Source organism: Nonomuraea sp. NPDC049486 (genome assembly GCF_040676925.1).
In the GTDB taxonomy this organism is placed as follows: Bacteria; Actinomycetota; Actinomycetes; order Streptosporangiales; family Streptosporangiaceae; genus Nonomuraea; species Nonomuraea ferruginea.
The window spans coordinates 698,511-718,177 of sequence record NZ_JBFAPV010000001.1 but is presented as its reverse complement, the minus strand read 5'-3'; the positions used below and the strand labels follow the sequence as shown (position 1 = coordinate 718,177).

Genomic DNA, 19,667 nt, shown 5'->3' with positions numbered 1-19,667 from the left:
GGGCTCCATGGCTCCTCGTTTCCGGCGCATCGCCGTACCCTTGATCACCGCGTCCCTGCTCGGCCTCGCCACCGCGTGCGGTGGCGGCGGCGGGGGTGGCGGCGGCGACACCGCGGGCGCCGACGCCGCGCCCGCGGAGAAGATCAAGCTGACCGTCAACCTCTTCGGCGACTTCGGCTTCAAGCCGCTCTACGAGGAGTACAAGAAGACCCACCCGAACGTCGAGATCGTCGAGAACGTCACCCAGTTCAACGACCACCACAACAACCTCGTCAAGCGGCTGGCCACGAACGCCGGCGCCGCCGACATCGAGGGCGTTGAGGTGGGCTACATCAGCACCTTCACCGCGCAGCCGCAGAAGTTCACCGACCTCAAGCAGTTCGGGCTCGACAAGCGGCAGCCGGAGTACCTCGACTGGAAGTGGCAGCAGGGCCTCAGCAAGGACGGCGGGCAGCTGCTCGGCCTCGGCACCGACGTCGGCGGCCTGGCCATGTGCTACCGCAAGGACCTGTTCAAGAAGGCCGGGCTGCCCGAGGACCGGGAGGAGGTCGGGCAGCTCTGGCCGACGTGGGACGACTACATCGCCACCGGCAAGAAGTTCGCCGCCGCGAACGTGGAGGGCGCCAAGTTCGTCGACTCCCCCGGTGAGATCTTCCGCGCCATGGTGAACCAGGCGCCCGTCGGGCTCTACGACGCGCAGGACACGATCATCGTGGACTCCAACCCGGACGTGAAGAAGGCCTGGGACCTGTCCAACCAGATCACCACCGAGGGCCTGACCGCCAAGCTCGCGGCCTTCTCGCCGCCGTGGAACACCGGCTTCGCCAAGGGCTCGTTCGCCACCATCATCTGCCCGGCCTGGATGACCGGGTTCATCCAGGAGCAGGCCCAGGACGCCTCCGGCAAGTGGGACATCGCCACCGTGCCCGGCGGCTCCGGCAACAGCGGCGGCTCCCACCTGATGGTGCCCGCGCAGAGCAAGCACCCGAAGGAGGCCGCCGAGCTGATCGACTTCCTGACCTCCAAGGAGAACCAGGCCAAGGTCTTCAAGGAGGAGGGCACCTTCCCGTCCATCCCCGCCCTGTACGACGACCCGTCGATCCAGTCGTTCACCAAGCCGTTCTTCGGTGACGCCCCGATCGGCAAGATCTACTCCGAGGCCGCCAAGGCGCTGAAGCCGCAGCACCTCGGCCCGAAGGAGGCCGACGTACGGGTCGCCATCGGCAACGGCCTGGGCCGGGTCGAGCAGGGCAAGCAGACCCCGGACGAGGCGTGGGCGCAGGTTCTCGAGGACGTCAAGAAGATCAAATGAGCACCCTCCCTCTCGCTGTAGGGCGGAGGCGTAGGACAAGTGTGCGGCACACCCTCGACACGAGGGTGTCGCCGTACGCCTACGTGGCGCCCTTCTTCCTGCTGTTCGCCGCGTTCGGCCTGTTCCCGCTCGCCTACACGGCCTGGGTCAGCCTGCACGAGTGGACGCTCCTGGACGAGGAGCAGACCTTCGTCGGGATGCGGAACTACGGGACGCTGCTGGCCGACGACTACTTCTGGAACGCCACCTTCAACACCCTGTCGATCGGCATCCTGTCGACCGCGCCGCAGCTCGTGCTGGCCATCTGGCTGGCGCACCTGCTGAACAGGCGGCTGCGCTTCCAGACCCTCTTCCGGGTCTCGCTGCTGGTGCCCAACGTCACCAGCGTCGTGGCCGTGGTGGTCATCTTCAGCCAGCTGTTCGGGCGGGACTTCGGCCTGATCAACTGGGTGCTGTCGTGGTTCGGCGTGGGCCAGATCGACTGGGCCGCCGGCACCGCGACCTCGCACCTCGCCCTCTCGGTGATGATCATGTGGCGGTGGACGGGCTACAACGCGCTCATCTTCCTGGCCGCCATGCAGGCCGTGCCGCGCGAGCTGTACGAGGCCGCCACCCTGGACGGGGCGAGCAACCTCAAGCAGCTGGTCAGGATCACCGTGCCGATGATCCGGCCGACGATCATCTTCGTGGTCATCGTCTCGACCATCGGCGCCATGCAGGTCATCGCCGAGCCGCTGCTCTTCGGCACCAGCAGCGGCGGCGGGGGCGGCCTCGTCACGGGCGGGCCCGACCGGCAGTTCCAGACGCTGGCGCTCTACGTCTACGAGCACGGGTTCACCAAGTTCGACTTCGGCTACGCCTCGGCGGCCTCGTGGGTGATGTTCCTGTTCGTCGTGGTCGTCGCCGGCATCAACTACCTGGTGACCAGGCGCGTGAAGGGCGGAGTGATATGAAGCTGCGCTATCTGACGCTGACGGCGGTGGCGTTCTTCTCCGCTTTCCCGCTCTACTACAGCGTGGTGGTGGCCTCCCGGCACAACTCGGCGCTGGCCCAGGTGCCGCCGCCGCTGCTGCCCGGCGGCAACTTCTTCGCCAACGTGGCCCGCGTCTTCGACACGGTGCCGTTCGGGCTGGCGCTGCTCAACTCGTTCATCGTGGCCGGGTCGATCTCGATCGCGGTGATGTTCTTCTCGACGCTGGCCGGGTTCGCCTTCGCCAAGCTGCGCTTCAGGGGCAAGAACATCATGCTCGTGATCACGGTCGCGACCATGATGGTGCCGGCCCAGCTGGGCATCATCCCGCTCTACATGCTCATGATCAAGCTGGAGTGGACCGGCACCAACTACGCGCTGATCGTGCCGGCACTGGTCAACGCCTTCGGCGTGTTCTTCATGACGCAGTACCTGAGCAGGGCGCTGCCGACGGAGCTGCTGGAGGCGGGGCGGGTCGACGGCTGCACGACCTGGGGGCTGTTCTGGCACGTCGTGCTGCCCGCCGCCCGGCCCGCGGCGGCCGTGCTGGGCATGCTGACGTTCATGTCGGCCTGGAACGACTACTTCTGGCCGCTCGTCGTGCTCACCCCGGACAACCCGACGGTCCAGGTGGCGCTGTCGACGCTGGCCAGCGGATACGTCAACGACTACGTACTGGGCCTGGCGGGCACGGCGGTGGGGACCCTGCCGCTCGTCATCGTCTTCGCCCTGTTCGGCAAGCAAATCATCGGCGGAATCATGCAAGGAGCGGTCAAGGGATGATTTTCCCGGAAAACTTCGTCTGGGGTGCCGCTACGGCTTCCTATCAGATCGAGGGGGCGGTCAAGGAGGACGGGCGAGGCCAGTCGATCTGGGACACCTTCTCCCACGCCCCCGGCAACGTGGCCGACGGCGACACCGGCGACGTCGCCTGCGACCACTACCACCGATACCGCGACGACGTCGCCCTCATGCGCGAGCTGGGCCTGGCCGCCTACCGGTTCTCGGTGGCCTGGCCGCGCATCCAGCCCGACGGGCGCGGGCCGGCGAACCCGCGCGGGCTGGCCTTCTACGACAGGCTCGTGGACGAGCTGCTGGAGGCCGGGATCTCCCCGTACCTCACGCTCTACCACTGGGACCTCCCGCAGGCGCTGGAGGACCGGGGCGGGTGGGCGGACCGCGACACCGCCCACCGCTTCGCCGAGTACGCGGCCGTCGTGCACGACCGGCTGGGCGACCGCGTACAGAACTGGGCGACGCTGAACGAGCCGTGGGTGGCGGCCTTCCTCGGCTACGGCAACGGCGTGCACGCGCCCGGCCGCAAGGACCCGGCCTCCGCCATGCGCTCGGCCCACCACCTGCTGCTGGGCCACGGCCTGGCGGCGGCCCGGCTGCGGGAGGCGGGCGCGGCCAGCATCATGCTGGTCGTCAACTCCTCCCCCGTGCTCACCCCGGCCCAGGTGAACGACCACGAGGCGGTGCCGGACGAGGCCGACGCGGCGGCCGTCGACCGGGTCCACGCGCTGCTGACCCGGCAGTTCCTGGACCCCGCGCTCCACGGCCGCTACCCGGAGGAGGTGCTGGCCGCCGCCGGGCGCAACGGCGGCACCGGCCACATCCTGGACGGCGACCTGGAGGCGATCAACGCGCCGATCGACCTGATCGGGATCAACTACTACAACCCGTGCGTCGTCGAGGCGGGGCCCGGGCTGCCGGCGGACGCGGCCTGGCCGGGTTCGGAGGACATCCGCTTCGCCCCCGCCGACGCGCCGGTCACCGCGATGGGCTGGCCGATCGTGCCCGACGGCCTGTCGCGGCTGCTGGTGCGGCTGTCGAAGGACTATCCGGACGTGGGCCTCATGGTCACCGAGAACGGCGCGGCCTTCGACGACGTGGTGGAGGACGGCAGGGTCCACGACGCGGACCGGGTGTCCTTCCTCCGCGGCCACCTGCGCGAGGTGGGCCGGGCCATCGAGGCGGGGGCCGACCTCCGGGGGTATCTCGTCTGGTCGCTGCTCGACAACTTCGAGTGGGCGGAGGGCTACCGGCGCAGGTTCGGCATCGTGCACGTGGACTACGCGACGCAGGTCAGGGTCCTCAAGGACAGCGCGCTGTGGTATCGCGATGTGATCGCCGCGAACCGCCTGTAGATTTCCTTCCGTGCCCTCCCTTTTGGTGTTGCCATGAGACGTCCCACCCTGGAAGCGGTCGCGGCCCGCGCGGGCGTCTCGCGGGCCACCGCGTCCCGTGTCGTCAACGGCCAGACGACGGTGGCCCCGCAGATCCGCGACGCCGTGCTGCGCGCCATCGACGAGCTGGGCTACGTGCCCAACTCGGCGGCGCGCAGCCTGGTCACCCAGCGCACCGACTCGATCGCCCTGGTCGTCTCCGAGCCGCCGACCAGGGTGTTCTCGGAGGACCCGCTGTTCTCCACGGTGATCCGCTCGGCCAGCCTGGAGCTGGAGACGGTCAACAAGCAGGTCGTGCTCATGCTGGCCTCGTCGGCCAAGAGCCACGCCCGGGTGGAGCGTTACATCGCGGGCGGGCACGTCGACGGGGTCATGCTCATCTCCATGCACGGCGCCGACCCGCTGCCGAGCGCGCTGTCCCGGCTGCGCGTCCCGGTCGTCTCGTACGGCCGGCCCGCCGTCCCGGTCGACATCCCGTACGCCGACAACGACAACGTGGGCGGGGCCGAGACCGCGGTGCGCCATCTGGTGGAGCAGGGGCGCAGGCGCATCGCCACCATCGCGGGGCCGCAGGACATGATCGGCGGGCAGGACAGGCTCACCGGCTACCGCAACGTGCTGCGCGACTCCGACCGCCGCTCGATCGTCGCCGTGGGCGACTTCACCCGCGAGTCCGGCGCGGTCGCCATGCGGCAGCTCCTCGGCGACGACCCGCAGCTCGACGCGGTGTTCGTGGCCAACGACCTGATGGCGGTGGGCGCCCTGCAGTCGCTGCGGCAGGCGGGCCGGCGGGTGCCCGACGACGTGGCGCTGGTGGGCTTCGACGACATCGAGGCGGCCAAGTACACCGAGCCGCCGCTGACCACGATCCGCCACCCGGTCATCGAGCAGACGGCGGCGATGGTGCGGCTGCTGCTGGACCTGTTCGAGGGCCTCCCGGCCGAGCCGGTCGTCCTCCCGACGGAGCTGGTGATCCGCGAGTCCACCTGACAGGGGCCCTTGACAGGCGATCTTTCCGCGTATGACAGTCGAGCAGCGAAAACTGTCACGCAGAAAGGCGCTCTTCATGAAGAAAATCGCCACGCTCGTGGCCTTATGCCTGGCCGCGGCCCTGTTACCCGCCGGCAGCGCGTCCGCCGACGTCACCGGCCCGCCGGTGCTGAACGCGCCCGTGTTCAACGACCCGGTCGCCGACTCCGGCGTGCCCGGCACGCCCAGCGCCCAGCAGTCGGCCGTGATGGACCAGCTCATCCGGCTGATCAGGGCCGCCAGGACGGCCAGCGAGATCAGGTTCGTCAACCACCAGTTCTCCCCCGGCCAGCGCTCCACCGAGGTGGCCGACGCGCTCATCCAGGCGCACCAGCGCGGCGTCCGCGTCAAGGTCATCCTCGACGACATGGAGAACGGGGCCAACGACGAGATCACCGCCCGCCTCAAGGCCGTGCTCGGCGCGAACGAGAGCGCCGGCTCGTACGTGATCGGCTGCGAGTATCCCAACCCGTCGGCGGTCGACCGCGGCTGCATCGGCCGCGACTACCTGCACAGCAAGTTCGCGCTGTTCTCCGGCATCGAGGTGAACGGGACCACGCACGGGAACGTCGTCTTCCAGACCTCGTCCAACCTGTCCGACTGGTATCTGTACAACTCCTACAACGACGCGTTCACCCTGACCGACGCCGCCGTCTACAACGGTTACTACAAGTACTTCGACGACCTGCGGCTGGGCCGACGGCAGGCACCCAACCCCGCCTACTACTGGACCACCCCGACCGGCTCGAAGTACCGGGCCACGTTCTTCCCGCGCGCCAGGTCGAGCGGCGACCCCATCGCCAACATCCTCAAGCTCGTCGAGTGCCGCTACCAGGACACCGACGGGGTCTACCGCCAGACCGACATCAGGCTCGTGCTGACCCACTTCAACCAGCACCGGCTGGCCATCGCCCAGGAGCTGGTCCGGCTGCGGGGCGAGAACTGCTGGGTGGACCTGGTCTACTACAAGAGCGCCGACGGTACCGGCAACGCCGACGCCACCATCCGCGCCGAGCTGGCCAAGACCGTCAACGGCCGCCGCATCCAGGTGACCCCCTGCCGCTTCACCGCCGGCGGCCGCTCGGTCGTGCCGCACCTGAAGCTGATGATGACCGACGGCTTCTACGACGACGACATCACGCCCCGCGTCTACACCGGCAGCGCCAACTTCACCCACCTGGAGAACGCGGACGACGCCCAGATCAGGATCTCCGGGCGGGACGTGCACACCGAGTACCTGTCGTACTTCTACAAGGTGCGCGACACCTGCAAGAACCGCACCTGATCAGGCCACGCGGTCCAGGAAGGCATGCAGGTTGGCCGTCATGCGGTCGACCTGCTCGTCCAGGGTCAGCGACTCCTCCAGGCGCTCGCCGAACTCCGGCTTGCGCCTGCCTCGTACGTACAGCGGGCACGCGAGGTCCGCGCAGACGTAGGCGCCCACCGAGTCGGCCTCGCCGCGGCGCCTGCGGGCCGAGACGAGGGCGACGCCGCTGCCGGTGTGGGTGGTGAGGCAGAGCGAGCACATGCTGCGGCGCTGGTGGCCGTGGCGGGCGGTGACGAGGCGGAGCGCGACGCCGACCGGGCCGCCGTCGCGCTCGGCCACCAGGTAGGCGCGGTCGGGGGCCTTCGGGTCGCGCCAGCCGAGGAAGTCCAGGTCGTCCCAGGGCTGGCCGGGCAGGTCACGCGGCACGTGCAGACGGGACGCCTCACCCTTGGTGCAGTTGACGAACGAGGTGCGAATCTGGGGTTCGGTGAGAGGTCTCATGAATTCCAGGCTAGGAGGCCCAGGCAAGCGATTATTTGCCGAAGGATGCTGATCTCGATACAGATGTGACCAAAGGATGCCATCGTGGTGCGGTCCTTTCATCCCATCGACAGGGAGACGGATCGTGCCGAAGCTCGCCGTGGTGGCATCGGCCATCGGCCTGGTGCTCCTGTCCGCCGCCGCACCCGCGCAGGCGGCCGACAAGACGTTGACGGTGGCGTACACCTGCTCCGGAGGCCCCTTCAGCAACACCACGCTGAGCGTGCCGATCGTCGTGCCGGACACCGCGAGCGGCTCGTTCGAGGCGAAGTGGGCCATCCCCGCGCTGACCCTGCGCACCGCGCCGACCGCCACCACCCAGGTCCAGGTCAACGGCAAGCTCGCGGTCACCGGCGGCACCCACGCCGACCTGTCGAAGACCGGCGCGAGCGTCACGCCCGGCACCACCGCGGTGCCCGCGGGCCAGGTGACGAGCACCGTACAGATCACCGCCACCACCGGCGGCCAGGTGACGATCAAGCCCTCCACCGAGACCGGCAGCCTCAAGCTCGCCCTGGCCGTCACCCCCACCGACGTGACGACGTGCACCACCACCGGCACCGAGAGCGTGACCGTCACGGTCGGCCAGGACGGAGGCGGCGGCGGCACCGGTGACGTGGTCGACTACACCTGCACCCCCACCTCCGGCGCGCCCCAGACCGTCCGCATCAGGACCACCCTGACGCTGCCGACCGCCAACCCCAAGGTCGGCGAGCAGTTCACGATCGGCTGGAAGGGCACGTACGAGAGCGGCGCCGAGCTGGAAGCGCCCAACGGGCTGCCGACGACGGGTCTCAAGATGTACGCGTACGCGTCGATCTCCGGCCTGACCGGGCTCACCTCGGCCACCGGCGTCGGCGAGCTGAGCGGCGTCGCCGTCGGTCAGCCGATCGCGCTGCCTGCCTCGGTGGACATGAAGACGACCTCGGGGCGCGCGGGCACCGCGACCGTGAAACCCGCCTCCGTCAACTTCGGGCCGCGGCCGACCGAGCCTCTCATCGAGTGCGAGCCGACCAGCCCTGGTTCGCTCAAGACCTACACCCTGACCATCGGCGACGGCTCCGCCTCGCCCTCCGCCTCCGCCACCCCGACCAAGACGGCCGTCGTCACCGTGACCCCCACCGAGGACGACTCCGAGGAACCCCGGAGGTCGATCACCCCTCGTGAAGGGGTCGCCACCGGGGCCGGCGGCGACGCGGGCCCCGACGGGCGGATGTTCGTCCTGGCCGGGTCCGCTCTCGTCCTGGCCGCCGGCGCGGGCGGCCTGCTCCTCCGCCGCCGCCGTTCATTCCCTTAGCGATCCGTCGAATCGTCCCGGAAGTGTCAGTCGAAGCCCATGAGCCCGTCGTGGTTGTAGATCACGATGCGCCCCCCTGCGGCGGTGACCAGGCCGCCGCCGCGCGGGGTGAACTGGGCGGCGAACGTGATCTTCCCGGTCGACGGATCGACGATCTCGACGCCGTGGCCGAGGCCGAACAGCGTGCCGTCGGCCACGCCCATCGCCCGGCTCCTGTCCACGCGGTTCTCGGCCTGGCGGGGCGCGAGCTTCCACAGCTTCCGGCCGGTGAGGAGGTCGTGGCCGACGAACTGCTGCTCGTGGTTGCGCGAGGAGTCCACGAGGGGCAGGACGTTCCCCACCGGCGGGCCGACGAACTGGGATTTCCCGAGCGGCTGGTTCCACAGCAGTTTGCCCGTATGGGCGTCGATGCCCCACATGTGCCGGTTTGTACCGCCGCCCTCGCTGACGACGGCGATGTCGCCGCCGGAGGTCACCTGAGTGGCCTCGGTTCCCTTCGGGAGGTCGAGCTGGTGCACAGGGGTGAGTGTCTTGCTGAGCACGGCCGCGCTGCGGACGTTGCCATCGAGGTTCTCCTGATGCCTGAACGGGTCCGGCCGGACCAGGATCACCAGCCGATCCCCGGCGGCCACGGGCCCCGCCACGGCGAGGTGCGTCTTGCTGGTGCGCTGGTGCCGCACCTTGCCGGTGACGAGGTCACGCCCGTACAGCTTGGCCCCGTCGGCGTAGTAGAAGACGCCGTCCAGGATGGCGCCCTGCGCGGGCGCAGGCAGGAAGAGGTGGGAGGTCATTAACGCGCGCTGCCGCACCTTGGCACGCCACCGCTCCTCGCCGGTGGTGGTGTCGAGCGCCACGAACTCCGCGGGCACCTCGATCCTGTTGTCCACCTCGTCGCCGAGGGCGACCACCATCGTCTCGTCCTCGGCGACCGGCGCGCTCGACCCGCTCCAGGCCAGCTCCCGCTGCCACAGCCGCTTGCCGGTCGCGCCGTCGTAGCCGGTCAGCTCGCCGCGCGCACCGCCCTTGATCTCCTTGCGCATCGCTACGAAGCGGACGCCGTCGGAGACCAGGCCGTAGTGCTGGGGCGTCTTGTCGATCTGCTCGACCGTCCAGACCGGGTTGAGGCCGACCCAGTGATGCGAGAGGGCCTCCGGCACACCGGCGCCGTCGTCGCCGGGCCGGGCCGGTGACTCGACCGGCACCCGGTGCGGGCCTTCGGACGTGTTCGGTGTTCCGGGCAGCAATCCGCAGCCTGACGAGAGCGCAAGGCAGAGTATCGCGACAGTGCCTGTGATCCTTAAGACAGCCATGGGTCAGTGATTCTCACGTCTATCGGTGGGCGAGGCAACCTGACGGAGCCGTGCCGACGCCCTCTTGATCACGTGGTACCCGGCACGTACGCTGCGCCTGCGGATCACCCCCTCGATCACGTACGGAGTCGGACCCTTATGACGATCAGGACGAACGCGGCCATCGCCGCATCACTGGCCGCGATCACCTGGGCGGCCGTCCCGCCCTCGGCGCACGCCCGTACGGATGCGGCTCGCGTGGTCGCCTGCCCGCAGGTCTTCGGACACGGCGGCTACCCCTCCGGCTCCAACCCGTGGGACCGTGACAAGATCCGCCAGCCCAACAACGTCCGCGCCCTGGACGACCAGAAAGCATGGGGCGCCGACGGGGTGGAAGGCGACGTCCAGCTCACCAGGCACGGCACCAAGGCCGTCATGTGGCACAACACCACCACGAACGGCCTGACGGGCACCAGGAAGAACATCACCGCCCTCTGGTGGACGGCCGGCAGCGACAACCTGCGCGACCGGCGCGTCGCGCGCGGCCCGTACCAGGGAGAGCAGGTCTACACGCTGCGGCAGTGGCTCGACCACGTGCGCTCACGCGGCCTGGTAGCGCTGCTGGAAGTCAAGCCCGAGGCCCGGGGCGCGCTGTCCGACCCCACGTACGCGACGGCGGCCTGGAAGGAGATCTCCGACCCGATCACCGAACGCCAGGCCGCGCAGCGCATCCTCGTCTACTCGCAGGACTCCTGGATCCAGGCCGAACTGGCCAGACGCCACCCCGGCCTGCTCAAGGGCTCCGAGGCCCGCTGGACCGACGGCGTGGGCTGGGAGGAGCCGCCGCCCGCGTGGAGCGGCAACGCGAGCCGATGGCAGCAGGTGCTGAACCAGGCCCCGAAGAGCGTGATGACCAACTACCCGAGGGAATACCGCGCCTGGCTTACCGGCAAGTGCGGCTAGCGCCGTTCGCCGCAGGTCAGTGATCTTCAACGGCAGCTGACGGTGATCAACGCGTTGAGGTGACCAGGGTTCCTTGTAGCGTGGTGCCGACGCAGCCGTCCACGCTGGGAGCAGCCGCATGCGCTGGCAGGTCCACTCGGAAGAACCGCTCTACTCTGACCGCTGGATCGACGTCCGGGTGGCCGATGTGGAGTTGCCGGACGGCAGACACCTCGATCACCGGCTCATCCGTACGGCGCCCGGGGCCGGTGCGGTCGTCACCGACGGGCGGGGCCGGGTGCTGCTGATCTGGCGGCACCGGTTCATCACCGACACGTGGGGCTGGGAGATCCCGATCGGCAAGGTCGACGAGGGCGAGGAGCCGATCGCGGCCGCCGCCCGCGAGGTCGAGGAAGAGACCGGCTGGCGTCCCGGCCCGCTGCGCCCGCTGCTCTACACCCAGCCGACGAGCGGCATCTCCGACTCCGAGCACCACATCTTCCGGGCCGACACCGCCCGGCACATCGGCCCGCCCACCGAGCCGTGGGAGGCCGAGCGCATCGAGTGGGTGCCGCTCTCGGAGATCCGGCGACTGATCGACAAGCGCGACATCGTGAGCGGGACAAGCATGAACGCACTGCTCTACCTGCTCACCGAGGTGTAGGCGCTGCCGCATCATCGTCCGGATCATCTACAGCTGTTCGCGGGGTAACCGAACTCGGCGAGGACGTCATCCAGTGAACATGCTCCTAGAAGTCGCTCTCCAGATCCACTTTTCTTTTCAGCCTGTTGCCTTGGCTCGCAGGCCAGAAACCGTCGTGCTGAAGGCGCCCGACGACGATCCCCGGCGCGATGCCCAGTTCATGCGCGAACTCCTCAACCGAGCCAAGGGACTTGAGAGAAGACAGCCTGGGCAGAAGCGTCCGCGGGATCAAGAGATCAGAGGCGAATCGATCCGCTTCCGCTTCCTTCGGGTCATCGGCCGACACGCTGTCCTCGATCCAGATGTCGTTCTTCCCGTGCAGGACGATATGGCCCATCTCGTGGAAGAAGGTGAACCAGAAATGGTCATCCGTCCGATACCGGAGGCTGAGCAGGAGCATGGCCTTACCCGGGGAAAGCCAGCAGGTGGCTCCACTGGCCCGCGCGCCGGTGATTTCGCGTACGAAGACAACGGCCACACCATGCCGGGCACAGATGTCACGCATGATCGGGGCGATGAGTCCGGGCGGCTGAGTAGTCAGCTGACGTAGCCGCGGCAGAGCAGCGCGAAGCCCTGCCGCGTCGAACTCCCGGCACTCGACATCACGGGCAGCGAGCTCGCCGAGACGGAGCCACACGGCGACCGCGCTCGGGATGGCCTCGAACGATCTGGTCTGACGGAAGGACGCGACGGGGCTTTCGTAGAGATCCTGCCACGTGGACAGGTGAGCGACACCGAACAGGGCCAGCAATTGCTGCACGCGGGAAAGGTCATCCTTGGGCTCTTCAGGAAGAATCCCTCGCCTGACCAGCTCACGAACGGGCATGCTTCTCGCCCAAGGAACCGCCGCCGCCAATTCGCCTTCAAGCCGCAGCCTCTGCTGCGCAGACTGGTAGTCCGCCTCAAGACGGTTCCACAACCGAGCAGGCATGCCGGTTACCAATTCAAGCCGCTGAGCGACATCGCTGCTCAGCGGCACCAACCCTTGAATGAGTCGGTTGACGTGTTTCGGGCTCAGGCCGAGCCGTGCCGCAAGCTCACGCTGGCTCATACCGAGATCGTCAAGGAACTCGCGGATCGTCTCCCCTGGAGGCACGGCGTAATCGGGAACGCCGGACGTGTGAAAATCGATGGCCGCCATCCCTCACGCTCCTCTCGAACTGCGTTGATCAGCCGTGGTAGTCGACGATCTCTATGACCAGAGCTGCCGCCCCTTCCTCTATCCCCCGTTCCTTCTTCTCCTCCGACGTCATGAGCCTGAACACCATCCGCCATCCCTGATGGAGATCCATGGCGTAGCAGTCGGCGTACGTTCCTCGCAGGGGGTGGCACCGCCCTGGCATGGTGAAGAGTTCGTCGAGAGTCTCGGCAGCCCGCAGCGCCTGCAGACGTTGCCCCACCTTGCGAGCCCCCTCACGACCATAGGCCCTGACCAGCTCCCGGGCGGACAGGCACAGGAGCTCCAGGCGACTGCTCGCATAGAACACCTCCATCTGCGCCGACCCCCATTATCAACCAACTTGGTAAACGAGACCCTCCACGGAGAGGAACATTAACATCACTTTAAGTAATCATCAGAGGGATCGTCAGCTGGAGTCCCAAGCGGGCTACAGATGATCAAGCTCAGCCATCCCCGCGCCGGCCATCACGGGCGCCACCGTGGAGACAGCTCGACGACTAGAGGCGGTCAGACGCGGAAGACGCGGAGTTGGAGGGCCAGCGTGGCGTAGTAGCCGGTCAGCGTGGTCAGCTCGAAGAGGGCCGGCGCCGGTAGGAGGGTGTACTCCTCGTCGTCCAGGTCCCCGTTCGTCACGAGGGCGCGGGTGACGCGGAGGACGGCGGCCTCCTCCGGGTCCTCCAGAGCAAGCGGCTCTCCCGTACGGACAGCGGCGAGCTGGGCGTCGGTGAAGCCCAGGCCGGTGGCGATCTTCTCGTGGACCTGGAGCTCGAAGGTGCTGGACCAGTGGGCGGCGACGATCAGGATGGCCAGCTCGCGGCACCGGTCCGTCATGGACGAGCGGTAGCGGATGGCGGCGCCCAGCTCCTGGAGGGGGTCCCCCAGGGCGGGGCTGAGGAGCATGGCGTTGAAGGGGCCGACCAGCGCGCCCTGGTCGTCGAGCATCGAGGCGCCGCGTGGGCCGGCGTTGATGCGGTCGTAGAGGGCGCGGGCGTCGGCGTCGAGCTGGGCGGGCGGCATCGGGCGAAGGCGCTTCACCGCACCGATGCTAGCCCGCCCCGATCATGGGGTGCGCAGCCAGGCGGTGGTGTCCGGGGGCAGGAGGCGGTCCTCCAGCCGGCCGCTCGCCAGGAGCACCGCCCCGTCCGGCAGCGGGACGGGGTCCGGGCCCAGGTTGGCGACGCAGGTGACGCCCGAATCGCGGGTGAAGGCCAGCACCCGGTCCCCGTACGGGAGCCAGGCGAGCGTCCCGTCCCCGAAGCACTCCCGGCGCAGGCGCAGCCCCGTGCGGTACAGGTTGAGCATCGAGTCCAGGTCGGCGAGCTGGGCCTCGGCCGTGAGCTTGCGCCAGCTCTCCGGCTGCGGCAGCCACGGCGACGGCCCGCCGAAGCCGAACGGCGGCTCGTCGCCGGACCAGGGCAGGGGGACGCGGCAGCCGTCGCGGCCGGGGTTCGTGCCGCCGGACCGGGCGTACATGGGGTCCTGGCGCAGCTCGTCAGGCAGGTCCTCGACCTCGGGCAGGCCGAGCTCCTCGCCCTGGTAGACGTAGAGGCCGCCGGGCAGGGCCATGGCCAGGAGGGCGGCGGCGCGGGCGCGGCGGTAGCCCAGTTCGGGGTCGGAGGGGGTGCCGTGGAGGGCGCCGCCGTGGGCGAAGCTGGTGTCGGCGCGGCCGTAACGGGTGACGGGGCGGGTCACGTCGTGGTTGGACAGGACCCAGGTGGGCGGGGCGCCGACGGTGGCGTGCGTGGTGAGGGTGAGGTCGATGACGCGGCGCAGCTCCTCCGGGTCCCAGGGGCATGACAGGAAGTCGAAGTTGAAGGCGGTGTGCAGCTCGTCGGGCCGCAGGTAGCGGGCGAAGCGTTCCTGGTCGGGCAGCCACAGCTCACCGATCAGCACGCGGTCCTCGTACGAGTCCGCGATGGTCCGCCAGTGGCGGTAGACGTCGTGGACGGGGTCGAGGTCCTCCCACGCGGTGTCGGACTTGTGGAGCAGGGCGGCCGAGTCGATGCGGACGCCGTCCACGCCGCGGTCGAACCAGAACCGCAGCACGTCCTCGAACTCCCGGTGCACCTCCGGGTTGTCCCAGTTGAAGTCGGGCTGTTCCGGGGCGAACAGGTGGAGGTACCACTGCCCGTCAGGCACCTGCGTCCAGGCGGGACCCCCGAAGATCGACTGCCAGTCGCCCGGCTCGTCGCGGAACCAGAACCGGTCGCGGGCGGCCGGGTCGGCCAGGGCCTGCTGGAACCAGTCGCTGGCCGTGGAGCTGTGGTTCGGCACCACGTCGATGATGATCTTCAGGTCCAGCTCGTGCGCCTCGGCGATCAGCGTCTCGGCCTCGGCGAGCGTGCCGAACACCGGCTCGATGCCGCGGTAGTCGGCCACGTCGTAGCCGCCGTCGGCCATCGGCGACGGGTACCACGGGTTGAGCCAGATGGCGTCGGCGCCGAGGTCCTTCAGGTAGGGCAGGCGGGACCGGAGCCCGGCCAGGTCGCCGACGCCGTCGCCGTTGCCGTCGGCGAAGCTGCGAAGGTAGACCTGGTAGATCGCGGCCCCCCGCCACCACGTTTTCGACATGATCACCCTTTGATAGATCCGGCGGTGAGACCCGCCATGATGTGACGTTGGAAGACGAAGAAGACGATGATCGTCGGGATGCTCGCGACGACCAGGCCGCCCATGACGGCGTTCTGCGTGACCATGCCGGCGGTCTGCGACAGGCCGACGCTGAGCGTCATCTTGTCGCTGTCGGTCATGACCAGCAGCGGCCAGACGAAGTCCTTGAACGAGGTGACGATGGTGAAGATCGACACCACGCCGAGGATCGGCCGCGACACGGGCAGCACCACCGACCAGAGCACCCGGAAGGCGCCGGCGCCGTCGATCCGCGCGGCCTCGATCAGTTCGCGCGGGATCGAGTCGAAGAACCGTTTGAGCAGGAAGATGTTGAACCCGTTGGCGGCCGCGGGGAACCACAGCCCCCAGGGATTGTTCAACAATCCGAGGTCGACGACGGTGACGTAGAGCGGGATCAGCACGACCATGGCCGGGATCATCAGCGTGGCCAGCATCGCGCCCAGGATCACCCCGCCGAACATCGGCCGCAGCCTCGACAGCGCGTACGCCGCCGACACGTCCACGAGCATGCAGAAGATCCAGCCGCCCAGCGAGTAGTAGGCGGTGTTCCACAGCAGCGTGCCGAGGTCGAACAGGTTCCACGCCTCGGCGTAGGCGTCGAGGGTGGGGTCGGCGGGGAAGAGCGTCGGCGGCATCTGGGCGATCTCCTCGCCCGTCTTCATGGCGCCGGTGATCATCCAGTAGAGCGGGAAGACGAAGGCCAGCGTGAAGGTCACCACGACCGTGACGAGCACGGCCCAGTAGACGCGCCGTCCCCATCGGCTGTTGAGCTGGAGCGGGGAGATGATCGTACGGAACTGCCCGGTGTGGATGGGTTTCGGGCGGCGGGCCGCCCGCCTGCGGCCGGCGGCGGCCCGGGCGCCGACGGAGATCATGCCTTGTCCTCCCGGGTGAGCCGGAGCTGGAACGCGGCGAAGACGAGCAGCACGATCATGAGCATCATGCCGAGCGCGCCGGCCACGCCGTAGTTCTGGTTCGTGAAGGCGAACTGGAACATCATGTAGGCGACGGTGACGGTCGAGCCCGCGGGCCCGCCGCCGGTGAGCATGTACGGCTCGATGAAGACCTGCATGGTGGCCACGATCTGCAGCATCAGCATGAGCAGCAGGATCAGCCTGGTCTGCGGGATCGTGACGTGCCTGATCCGCTTGAGGATCCCGGCCCCGTCCAGCTCGGCCGCCTCGTACAGCTCCGGCGGGATGTTCTGCAGCGCCGCCAGGTAGATCAGGGTCGCGCTGCCCATGTTCATCCAGGTCGAGACGATGACCAGGGAGATCAGCGCGGTGGCCGGGGAGTCGAGCCAGGCCAGGCCGGGCAGGTTGACCAGCCCGAGCAGCTGGTTGAACAGCCCGGGCCCGGGATCGAAGAACCACCTGAACAGCAGCACGGCGACGATCGGCGGCAGCATGACCGGCAGGTAGACCACGAACCTGAGATAGGCCCGGGCGTGGCGCAGCTCGTTGAGCACGAGCGCGACGACGAACGGCACGGCGAAGCCGCACACCAGCGCGAGGAACGTGAACTGCAGGGTGGCGATCCAGGCCTCGGTGAAGCCCGGGTATCCCACGGCGTACTCGAAGTTGTCCAGCCCCACCCAGGTGGGCGGATCGATCAGGTTCGTCTCCTGGAAGCTCAGGATGAACTCTCTGATCATCGGATACCAGGCGAACACCGCGAAGCAGAACAGCGCCGCGCACAGGAACCCGTAGGCCGTCAGGTTGCGCCTCAGAACAGCCATGGGTCAGCCCTTGGCCGCCAGCACGGCGTTCACCTTGGTCTCGGCGTCGGCGAGCAGCTTGTCGATGTCGGCGTCCTTGTCGGACAGCACGCCGGACATGGCCACGTCGAGGATCGCGTAGATCTCCTGGGCGTGGACCGGCTCGGCCTTGGGCGGGATGGCGGCGGAGGCCTTGACGTACGGGTCGTAGTTCTCGACCGGCAGGGAGGCGTTCTTCACCCGGTCGGCCTGGATGGCCTGGCCGGTGGGCGAGTCGCCGTAGACCGCGTTGTCGGGGACGCCGACCGGGTTGCCGATGGCCTTGCCGCGGGCGAAGTCAAAGCGGCCCTTGCCGACGGTGTTGAAGCGGAAGTCGAGCCACCGCATGCCCGCCTTCGCCTCCTCGGGCGTGGCCTTGGGGTTGATCATGAACGCTTCGCCGCCGCTCAGCGACGCCTTGGCCTCGGGGAAGCCGGTGATGCCGTAGTCGGCGACGCTGCCCTTGAACTTGCCGACCACGTCGGTGACCACGTCGGGGGCGCCGAGCATCATGCCGACCTTGCCGCTGCCCATCGCCACCATGAGCGACTCCCAGCCGACCAGGAGCTTGGTGCCCATGCTGTCGTCGACCCAGCGCATGTCGTGCAGCGTCTGCAGGACGGCCCTGCCCTCGGGCGAGTTGAAGGCGGCCTTCTTGCCGTCGTCCGTCAGGATGCTGCCGCCGCGGCCGTAGATGGCCTGGGTGAAGTGCCAGCCGCCGGTGTTGCCGCCGGAGTACTCGCCGTAGCCGACGTGGCCGGGGCCGAGCGCGGCGATCTTCTTGGCGGCCTCGCGGATCTCGGCCCAGGTCGCAGGCGGCGTGTTGGGGTCGAGGCCGGCCTCGGCGAACAGCTTGCGGTTGTAGACCAGGCCGACGCCGTAGTGCACGTTGGGCACGCCGTAGACCTTGCCGTCCTTGGTCACCAGGTCGCGCACGTCCTGGCGCAGGTCGTCCCAGTTCTTGATCTCGCCGGTGTACGCGGTGATGTCGAGGGCCTGCCCCTGCCTGATCACGTCGTCGTAGTTGGTGACGGGGACCACGAAGACGGTCTCCATCTGGCCGCCGGCGAGCTTGGGGCCGAACGTCTTGGGGTCGAAGCAGGGTTGCTGGTCGGTGCTCTTGACGGTGACGCCGGGGTTCGCCTTCATGAACGCGGCCACGTCGTCGTCCCACGCCTGGCGCTCCTTGGGCGCGGACTTGGCGGGCTGGCAGGCGACGGTGATGGTGACCTGGTCGGCCCCGCCCGCCGGGGGAGCCTGCTGCCCGGAGCCGCAGGCGGCGAGTCCGAGCGCGGATGCGACTAAGAGCCCAGCGGATCTCTTCATGATCTGACCCTTCTGATGCGAATTGCCCACACCATAGGATCAGCGACTTATCTCCGCAATATTCAGACTGAAGATTGCAAGATAACGACTACATCACGTACGGACTCGCGCCGTGGAGGCGCGCACCACCAGCTCAGGCTCGAACAGCAGCTCGTCCGCGGGCACGACGGCCTTGTCGATCTGCGCCACCAGCAGGTCGACGACGGCCCGGCCCATCGCGTCGATCGGCTGGCGGACCGTCGTGAGCGGCGGCTCGGTGCAGTTCATCAGCGCCGAGTCGTCGAAGCCGACCACCGACACCTCGCGCGGCACGCTCAGCCCGGCGCGGCGGGCGGCCCTGATCGTGCCGAGCGCGAGCAGGTCGCTGGCGCACACGACGGCGGTGACCCCGCGCCTGACCAGCCGGGCGGCAGCCGCGTGCCCGCCCTCCAGGGAGAACATGGTGTGCTCGACCAGGTCCGCGTCGCCGCCCCCGGCCTGGAACGCCTCCAGCTTGCGCCGCGAGGGCACGTGGTCCCTGGGGCCGAGCACCATGCCGATCCGCTCGTGGCCGAGGGCACGCAGGTGGCCCAGCGCGATCTCGGCCGCCACCACGTCGTCGCACGACACCTGCGGGAAGTCCAGGTGGCCGACGGCGGCGTTGACCAGGACCGTGGGCAGCTTGCGCTCGTGCAGCAGCTCGTAGTGGCCGTGCGCGGCGTCGGCCTGCGCGTACAGGCCGCCGGCGAACACCACGCCGCTGACCTGCTGCTGGAGCAGCAGATCGACGTAGTCGGCCTCGGAGACGCCGCCGACCGTGCGGGTGCAGAGCACGGAGGTGAACCCCTGCTGGGCCAGCGCGCCGCCGACGACCTCGGCGAACGCGGGGAAGATCGGGTTCTGCAGCTCGGGGAGGACCAGGCCGACCAGCCGGGCCCGGTCGCCGCGCAGCTGGGTGGGGCGCTCGTAGCCGAGCACGTCGAGGGCGGTGAGCACCGCCTCCCGGGTGGCGTCGGACACCCCCGGCTTGCCGTTGAGCACGCGGCTCACGGTCGCCTCGCTCACCCCGACCTTCTTGGCCACCTCTGCGAGTCGTCGCGTCATGACGCAAACTATACGACTGTCAGCGCAAACCATTGCAAGTACTTACGTGAGCATCACAGAAGCATTCATTTCTTGCGCAATCCAGTCGAGATATTGCTCACATCTGCTGGAAAGCCTATGGTGCGGCCAACTGTACTCCTGCGAAGGGCCACC

19 protein-coding genes are annotated in these 19,667 nt (G+C 68.7%); 9 read left to right on the top strand and 10 right to left on the bottom strand.

Annotated features, from left to right (window positions below):
* Window positions 1–7 precede the first annotated feature (7 nt).
* The 6 genes from AB0K05_RS03345 (at window position 8) to AB0K05_RS03320 (ending at window position 6,785) form a co-directional block, all read left to right on the top strand.
* The gene (locus AB0K05_RS03345; protein WP_148033973.1) at window positions 8–1,312 is read left to right on the top strand and encodes an ABC transporter substrate-binding protein; all 1,305 of its coding nucleotides are present in this window, start codon (window positions 8–10) and stop codon (window positions 1,310–1,312) included.
* Complete coding sequence (locus AB0K05_RS03340; RefSeq protein ID WP_148033974.1) at window positions 1,309–2,265, top strand: sugar ABC transporter permease; 957 nt, start codon at window positions 1,309–1,311, stop codon at window positions 2,263–2,265. The genes AB0K05_RS03345 and AB0K05_RS03340 overlap by 4 nt, the downstream gene beginning before the upstream one ends.
* A complete protein-coding gene (locus AB0K05_RS03335; protein ID WP_148033975.1) occupies window positions 2,262–3,065 on the top strand; it encodes a carbohydrate ABC transporter permease in 804 nt (267 codons plus the stop codon). Before AB0K05_RS03340 ends, AB0K05_RS03335 begins: the two co-directional genes overlap by 4 nt.
* On the top strand, window positions 3,062–4,432 hold the full coding sequence (locus AB0K05_RS03330) for a GH1 family beta-glucosidase (protein WP_364226253.1): 1,371 nt from the start codon (window positions 3,062–3,064) through the stop codon (window positions 4,430–4,432). The genes AB0K05_RS03335 and AB0K05_RS03330 overlap by 4 nt, the downstream gene beginning before the upstream one ends.
* Before the next feature lie 33 nt (window positions 4,433–4,465).
* Entirely contained in the window at window positions 4,466–5,461 is a 996-nt protein-coding gene (locus tag AB0K05_RS03325) for a LacI family DNA-binding transcriptional regulator (protein WP_148033977.1), read from the top strand.
* Window positions 5,462–5,537: 76 nt separating this feature from the next.
* Complete coding sequence (locus tag AB0K05_RS03320; protein ID WP_187281354.1) at window positions 5,538–6,785, top strand: phospholipase D-like domain-containing protein; 1,248 nt, start codon at window positions 5,538–5,540, stop codon at window positions 6,783–6,785.
* Here AB0K05_RS03320 and AB0K05_RS03315 read toward each other — a convergent pair whose 3' ends face one another.
* On the bottom strand, window positions 6,786–7,268 hold the full coding sequence (locus tag AB0K05_RS03315; RefSeq protein WP_148033979.1) for an FBP domain-containing protein: 483 nt from the start codon (window positions 7,266–7,268) through the stop codon (window positions 6,786–6,788).
* 124 nt (window positions 7,269–7,392) lie between these two features.
* On the opposite strand from AB0K05_RS03315, the gene AB0K05_RS03310 reads away from it, so the two are divergent.
* Window positions 7,393–8,604, top strand: a complete 1,212-nt coding sequence (locus AB0K05_RS03310; protein ID WP_364226248.1) for a hypothetical protein — start codon at window positions 7,393–7,395, stop codon at window positions 8,602–8,604.
* A gap of 26 nt (window positions 8,605–8,630) precedes the next feature.
* Here the strand turns inward: AB0K05_RS03310 and AB0K05_RS03305 are convergent, their stop codons facing one another.
* On the bottom strand, window positions 8,631–9,806 hold the full coding sequence (locus AB0K05_RS03305; RefSeq protein ID WP_364226245.1) for a PQQ-binding-like beta-propeller repeat protein: 1,176 nt from the start codon (window positions 9,804–9,806) through the stop codon (window positions 8,631–8,633).
* A 246-nt stretch (window positions 9,807–10,052) separates the two neighbouring features.
* On the opposite strand from AB0K05_RS03305, the gene AB0K05_RS03300 reads away from it, so the two are divergent.
* Window positions 10,053–10,856, top strand: a complete 804-nt coding sequence (locus tag AB0K05_RS03300; protein WP_364226242.1) for a glycerophosphodiester phosphodiesterase family protein — start codon at window positions 10,053–10,055, stop codon at window positions 10,854–10,856.
* 118 nt (window positions 10,857–10,974) lie between these two features.
* Window positions 10,975–11,499, top strand: coding sequence for an NUDIX domain-containing protein (locus AB0K05_RS03295; RefSeq protein WP_364226239.1), 525 nt, complete (start codon window positions 10,975–10,977; stop codon window positions 11,497–11,499).
* An 85-nt stretch (window positions 11,500–11,584) separates the two neighbouring features.
* Here the strand turns inward: AB0K05_RS03295 and AB0K05_RS03290 are convergent, their stop codons facing one another.
* The 8 genes from AB0K05_RS03290 to AB0K05_RS03255 form a co-directional block, all read right to left on the bottom strand.
* Entirely contained in the window at window positions 11,585–12,679 is a 1,095-nt protein-coding gene (locus AB0K05_RS03290) for a HigA family addiction module antitoxin (protein ID WP_364226236.1), read from the bottom strand.
* Between the two features lie 28 nt (window positions 12,680–12,707).
* Window positions 12,708–13,031 (bottom strand): hypothetical protein, encoded by a 324-nt coding sequence (locus AB0K05_RS03285; protein ID WP_364226233.1) that lies wholly within the window; start codon window positions 13,029–13,031, stop codon window positions 12,708–12,710.
* Between the two features lie 194 nt (window positions 13,032–13,225).
* Complete coding sequence (locus tag AB0K05_RS03280) at window positions 13,226–13,753, bottom strand: carboxymuconolactone decarboxylase family protein (protein WP_364226230.1); 528 nt, start codon at window positions 13,751–13,753, stop codon at window positions 13,226–13,228.
* 24 nt (window positions 13,754–13,777) lie between these two features.
* The gene (locus tag AB0K05_RS03275) at window positions 13,778–15,289 is read right to left on the bottom strand and encodes a glycoside hydrolase family 13 protein (protein ID WP_364226227.1); all 1,512 of its coding nucleotides are present in this window, start codon (window positions 15,287–15,289) and stop codon (window positions 13,778–13,780) included.
* A 2-nt stretch (window positions 15,290–15,291) separates the two neighbouring features.
* The gene (locus tag AB0K05_RS03270) at window positions 15,292–16,224 is read right to left on the bottom strand and encodes a carbohydrate ABC transporter permease (RefSeq protein ID WP_364226224.1); all 933 of its coding nucleotides are present in this window, start codon (window positions 16,222–16,224) and stop codon (window positions 15,292–15,294) included.
* Window positions 16,221–17,087, bottom strand: coding sequence for a sugar ABC transporter permease (locus tag AB0K05_RS03265; protein ID WP_219545636.1), 867 nt, complete (start codon window positions 17,085–17,087; stop codon window positions 16,221–16,223). The genes AB0K05_RS03270 and AB0K05_RS03265 overlap by 4 nt, the downstream gene beginning before the upstream one ends.
* Window positions 17,088–17,090: 3 nt before the next feature.
* A complete protein-coding gene (locus AB0K05_RS03260; RefSeq protein WP_364226220.1) occupies window positions 17,091–18,431 on the bottom strand; it encodes an extracellular solute-binding protein in 1,341 nt (446 codons plus the stop codon).
* Between the two features lie 93 nt (window positions 18,432–18,524).
* A complete protein-coding gene (locus AB0K05_RS03255) occupies window positions 18,525–19,514 on the bottom strand; it encodes a LacI family DNA-binding transcriptional regulator (protein WP_219545634.1) in 990 nt (329 codons plus the stop codon).
* Window positions 19,515–19,667: the final 153 nt, after the last annotated feature.

Excerpts from the sequence above, each read along its gene's own strand:
- AB0K05_RS03275 (WP_364226227.1), bottom strand. The coding sequence starts at position 15,289 with ATGTCGAAAACGTGGTGGCGGGGGGCCGCGATCTACCAGGTCTACCTT.
- AB0K05_RS03315 (WP_148033979.1), bottom strand. The coding sequence starts at position 7,268 with ATGAGACCTCTCACCGAACCCCAGATTCGCACCTCGTTCGTCAACTGC.
- AB0K05_RS03270 (WP_364226224.1), bottom strand. The coding sequence starts at position 16,224 with ATGATCTCCGTCGGCGCCCGGGCCGCCGCCGGCCGCAGGCGGGCGGCC.
- AB0K05_RS03260 (WP_364226220.1), bottom strand. The coding sequence starts at position 18,431 with ATGAAGAGATCCGCTGGGCTCTTAGTCGCATCCGCGCTCGGACTCGCC.
- AB0K05_RS03345 (WP_148033973.1), top strand. The coding sequence starts at position 8 with ATGGCTCCTCGTTTCCGGCGCATCGCCGTACCCTTGATCACCGCGTCC.
- AB0K05_RS03340 (WP_148033974.1), top strand. The coding sequence starts at position 1,309 with ATGAGCACCCTCCCTCTCGCTGTAGGGCGGAGGCGTAGGACAAGTGTG.
- AB0K05_RS03320 (WP_187281354.1), top strand. The coding sequence starts at position 5,538 with ATGAAGAAAATCGCCACGCTCGTGGCCTTATGCCTGGCCGCGGCCCTG.
- AB0K05_RS03335 (WP_148033975.1), top strand. The coding sequence starts at position 2,262 with ATGAAGCTGCGCTATCTGACGCTGACGGCGGTGGCGTTCTTCTCCGCT.
- AB0K05_RS03300 (WP_364226242.1), top strand. The coding sequence starts at position 10,053 with ATGACGATCAGGACGAACGCGGCCATCGCCGCATCACTGGCCGCGATC.
- AB0K05_RS03295 (WP_364226239.1), top strand. The coding sequence starts at position 10,975 with ATGCGCTGGCAGGTCCACTCGGAAGAACCGCTCTACTCTGACCGCTGG.
- AB0K05_RS03265 (WP_219545636.1), bottom strand. The coding sequence starts at position 17,087 with ATGGCTGTTCTGAGGCGCAACCTGACGGCCTACGGGTTCCTGTGCGCG.
- AB0K05_RS03255 (WP_219545634.1), bottom strand. The coding sequence starts at position 19,514 with ATGACGCGACGACTCGCAGAGGTGGCCAAGAAGGTCGGGGTGAGCGAG.
- AB0K05_RS03290 (WP_364226236.1), bottom strand. The coding sequence starts at position 12,679 with ATGGCGGCCATCGATTTTCACACGTCCGGCGTTCCCGATTACGCCGTG.
- AB0K05_RS03330 (WP_364226253.1), top strand. The coding sequence starts at position 3,062 with ATGATTTTCCCGGAAAACTTCGTCTGGGGTGCCGCTACGGCTTCCTAT.
- AB0K05_RS03285 (WP_364226233.1), bottom strand. The coding sequence starts at position 13,031 with ATGGAGGTGTTCTATGCGAGCAGTCGCCTGGAGCTCCTGTGCCTGTCC.
- AB0K05_RS03325 (WP_148033977.1), top strand. The coding sequence starts at position 4,466 with ATGAGACGTCCCACCCTGGAAGCGGTCGCGGCCCGCGCGGGCGTCTCG.